The following is a 4,054-nucleotide window of genomic DNA, read 5'->3' on the forward strand; positions in this document are numbered from 1 at the left end:
GCCGAGCCGCGCCAGCCCGGCGGCGACGTTCGCCGGGCTCCCGCCCGGCACAGCGACGTACGCGCCTCCCGGCTCGTCGGCGACCAGATCGGCGACGGCCTCCCCGGCCACCGCCACGACCTCCCGCCGGCGCACCGGCGTCTCTTCGGGCGACACGAAACCTCTCCTCCTGCTCGCGGCCCGCCCGGACCATCTTCGCGCGACCGCCCGGGCGGCCGCTCAGCCGCGTCCCGTGACGTTGCCGGGGGCCGCCCCCGTCATGATCGCCACGGCCTCGGCCATGTCGACGTCCCCAGGCTCCACGACGGCCACCCGCCGGCCCAGGCGCTGGATGTGGATGCGGTCGGCGACGTCGAACACGGTCGGGATGTCGTGACTGATCAGTATGACCGGAAGCCCGCGACCGCGTACCTCCCGGATCAGGTCGACCACCATGCCGGACTCCTTGACGCCGAGCGCGGCGGTCGGCTCGTCCATGATGACGACGTGGCGGGCGAACGCCGCGCTGCGGGCGACCGCGACGCCCTGCCGCTGGCCGCCGGACAGCGTCTCCACCGCCTGGCTCATCGAGCCGATCCCGATCTTCAGGTCCCGCATGTGCGCGTTCGCCTCGGACTGCATCCGCCGGGTGTCCAGCAGCCGGAAGACCTTCCCGAGCACGCCTTTGCGCCGTACCTCACGGCCGAGGAAGAGGTTGGCGGCGATGTCCAGCGCCGGGGCGACCGCGAGGTCCTGGTAGACGGTCTCGATGCCCGCGCGCCGCGCCTCGGCCGGACTGTGGAAGTGCACCGGACGCCCGTCGAGCAGGATCCGGCCCTCGTCCGGGACGAGCGCGCCGGAGAGCGCCTTGATCAGCGTGGACTTGCCTGCGCCGTTGTCCCCGATCACCGCGAGGATCTCACCGGCCAGCAGCTCGAAGTCCGCGCCGTCCAGCGCCGTCACGTGCCCGTACCGCTTGACCAGCCCGTGGGCCGCCAGGACCGGACTCACCGGATCCCCACTCACTGGCGCCTCCTTCGCGCGAGCCGGTCGACGCCGACGGCGAGGATGACCAGGATGCCGGTGATCAGCACCTGGTAGATGGACGCGACGCCCATCAGCTGCAGGCCGTTGCGGATCACCCCGACGATGAGCGCGCCGAACAGCACGCCGACGATGCTGCCGCGCCCGCCGAACAGGCTGACCCCGCCCAGCACGACCGCGGTGATGCTGTCGAGGTTGTCGGTCTGCCCGGCCTGCGGGTCGCCGACCGCCGTACGGCCGACCAGGAGCAGCCCGGCGAGGCCGTACACCGCGCCCGCGACCGTGTAGACGGTGATGAGCAGGCGGCGGGTGGAGACGCCGGTGAGCCGGGCCGCCTCCGGGTTGTCGCCGACCGCGTACACGTGGCGTCCCGCTGCGGTGTACCGGAGCACGTACCAGGCGACGGCGAACAGGGCGAGCATGACCACCGACCCGTACGTTACGTCGGTGTTGCCGAGCGGGAACGTCTGCCCGAGCGCGGTCAGCGCCTTCGGCAGCCCGGTCACGGTCTGCTCGTGGGAGTAGATGTGGGTGAGGGCGAAGGCGATGTTCAGCGTGCCGAGCGTGACAATGAAGGCGGGCAGCCGCGCCATCGTCACCAGTCCGCCGTTGACCGCTCCGAACGCCGCGCACACCACGACGCCGATGACGATCGCGAGGGGCGCGGGCACGTCGCCGCCGACGGCGAGGCGGGTCATCACGATCGTGCCGAGGGCCATGACGGCGCCGTTGGACAGGTCGATGCCGGCGGTCAGGATCACGATCGTCTGGCCGACGGCGAGCGTGCCCACCTCCATCACCTGCTGGACCACGAGGGAGAGGTTGCCGCCGGTGAGGAACCGGTCGGTGCTCAGCGAGAAGTACAGGCAGGCGATGACGAGTGCCGCGAGAGGGCCGACGGTCGGCACGGCGGCGAACCGGGCGACCGCCGCGGTGACGTCACGGCCCCGCCCGGCCCGGTCCGCGACGGCGGGGCCGCTCGTGTCCGTGCTGGTGGTTTCCGGCATCGGCGTCAGCCCCAGCAGTTCGCCAGGCCGAACCCGACGTCCTTGGACTCCAGGCCCGCCTGCGGCTTCGCGGTGATCAGGTTGACGCCCGTGTCGGTGTAGCCGCTCGCCTTCTTGCCGCCCTGCGCCCAGGCGACGATGGAGTCCACGCCCTGCGCGGCCATCTTCAGCGGGTACTGCTGGGCGGTCGCCGCGATCTGCCCGGCCTGCACCGCCCTGACCCCCGCGCATCCGCCGTCGATGGAGACGATCATCGTGGAGCCGGTCCGGCCGGCCGCCTTCAGCGCGGTGTACGCCCCGAGGGCCGCCGGCTCGTTGATGGTGTAGACGAGGTTGATGCCGGGGTCCTTCTGCAGGCAGTTCTCCATGGCGGTCTGGCTCTTGGCCTGGTCGCCGGCGGTGTACTGGGTGCAGACGATGCTCGGATCGCCGTCCTTGATGCCGTATCCCTGCAGGAAGCCGTTGTGCCGGAGCACGCCGACGGTGATGCCCGGGTTCAGGTCGAGCATCGCGATCTTGACCGGCTTGGTGCCCTCGACACTCTTGGCGTACTTGCCGATCAGCGTGCCGGCGGTGAGGTTGTTGGTGGCGAAGAGGGCGTCGGCCGAGCTCTGCGGGTCGGGGGGCGTGTCCAGCGCGATCACGTCGATCTTCTTGGCGCGCGCCTTGGCGAGACTGGGGACGATGGCCTTGGTGTCACTCGGCACGATGAGGATGCCCTTGACGCCGGCCGCGATCATGTTCTCCATCGCGGTGACCTGGCTGGCGTTGTCGCCGTCGAACTTGCCGGCCGCGGTCATCAGCTTGACGCCCTTGGCCTTGGCCTCCTTCTCGGCACCCTCCTTCATCTTCACGAAGAACGGGTTGGTGTCGGTCTTGGTGATCAGGCCGATGGTGATGTCCTTGCCGGAGCCCTTCGCGCCGCTGCCGCACCCGGCCGCGACGAGTGTCAGGGCCACGAGTGCGGTGAGGCTGCGGGAGACGGGGCCTGGGGCGGGGAATCCACGTTTCATACCGGCTCCTCCCAGCGCGCCGCGCTGGCCGTGCGGCGCAGGTTCTTGACAGTGGGCGGCACGTGGGAAACGTTTTCTGGAAACGTTTCCCCAGAACGTAGATCGGCTTTCGGGAACTGTCCAGAGGGAGAATCGACCGGGTTGGCCGGGGGAGAGCGGCATGCAGGACGGTGAACGGCGGCGCGCGGCGACGATGCGCGATGTGGCGCGGCAGGCCGGTGTGGGCCTGGCGACCGTGTCCCGGGTGATCAACGGCAAACCGGGCGTGGCCCCCGAGCTGGTCCGCCGCGTCACCGAGACCGCCCGTGCCCTCGGCTACCGCCACGACGTCACCGCCAGCAGTCTGCGGCGGGCCGACCGGCGCACCGCCACCATCGCGCTGGTGCTGGAGGACGTCGCGAACCCGTTCGCCTCGGTGCTGCACCGCGCGGTCGAGGACGCCGCGCGGGAGGAGGGCATCCTCGTCCTGGCGGGCAGCAGCGATGAGCACCCCGAACGCGAACGTGAACTCGTCGACGCCTTCACGCTGCGGCGGGTGGACGGCCTGATCGTGGTCCCCACCGGGAGCACGGACGAGCAGCTCGCCGCCGCCCGCGGGCACGGCACACCGATCGTGTGCGCCGACCGGCTCGTGGAGATCGATCGCGTCGACACGGTCACCGTCGACAACCGCGACGGCACGTCGTCCGCCGTACGCCGCCTGCGGGCACTCGGGCACCGCCGGATCGCCTTCCTCGGCGACCTGGACTCCATCTGGACGGCGCGGCAGCGGTACGCGGGTTTCGCCGACGCGTACGCGGAGGCGGGCGAGCCGGTCGAGGACCGGCTGGTCCGCCGCGGCCTGCACAGCGAGGAGGCGGCACGGACGGCGACGACCCGCCTGCTGACCGGCGGCGAGCCGCCGACGGCGGTGTTCGCGGCGCAGAACCTGCTGACGATGGGCGCCCGCCGCGCGCTACAGGACCTGGGCGCCCAGGAGGAGGTCGCGCTGATCGGCTTCGACGACTTTCC

General features: G+C 71.5%; 4 protein-coding genes. 1 reads left to right on the top strand and 3 read right to left on the bottom strand.

Annotated features, from left to right (window positions below):
- Positions 1 to 219: 219 nt before the first annotated feature.
- From ACFFNX_RS44080 to ACFFNX_RS44090, 3 genes are read right to left on the bottom strand one after another with little or no spacing between them, the layout of a single operon-like run.
- A complete protein-coding gene (locus tag ACFFNX_RS44080) occupies positions 220 to 1,005 on the bottom strand; it encodes an ATP-binding cassette domain-containing protein (RefSeq protein WP_378212223.1) in 786 nt (261 codons plus the stop codon).
- Positions 1,002 to 2,030, bottom strand: a complete 1,029-nt coding sequence (locus ACFFNX_RS44085) for an ABC transporter permease (RefSeq protein WP_378212224.1) — start codon at positions 2,028 to 2,030, stop codon at positions 1,002 to 1,004. The genes ACFFNX_RS44080 and ACFFNX_RS44085 overlap by 4 nt, the downstream gene beginning before the upstream one ends.
- Before the next feature lie 5 nt (positions 2,031 to 2,035).
- Positions 2,036 to 3,043 carry a sugar ABC transporter substrate-binding protein gene (locus ACFFNX_RS44090; protein ID WP_378212226.1) on the bottom strand — a complete coding sequence of 336 codons (1,008 nt, stop codon included), beginning with the start codon at positions 3,041 to 3,043 and terminating at the stop codon, positions 2,036 to 2,038.
- A gap of 160 nt (positions 3,044 to 3,203) precedes the next feature.
- Here ACFFNX_RS44090 and ACFFNX_RS44095 point away from each other — a divergent pair.
- Positions 3,204 to 4,054 (top strand): LacI family DNA-binding transcriptional regulator (locus ACFFNX_RS44095; protein WP_378212227.1); only part of this gene is annotated, 851 nt, incomplete at its 3' end.

The organism is Actinoallomurus acaciae, assembly GCF_042429965.1.
In the GTDB taxonomy this organism is placed as follows: Bacteria; Actinomycetota; Actinomycetes; order Streptosporangiales; family Streptosporangiaceae; genus Actinoallomurus; species Actinoallomurus acaciae.

Excerpts from the sequence above, each read along its gene's own strand:
- ACFFNX_RS44090 (WP_378212226.1), bottom strand. The coding sequence starts at position 3,043 with ATGAAACGTGGATTCCCCGCCCCAGGCCCCGTCTCCCGCAGCCTCACC.
- ACFFNX_RS44085 (WP_378212224.1), bottom strand. The coding sequence starts at position 2,030 with ATGCCGGAAACCACCAGCACGGACACGAGCGGCCCCGCCGTCGCGGAC.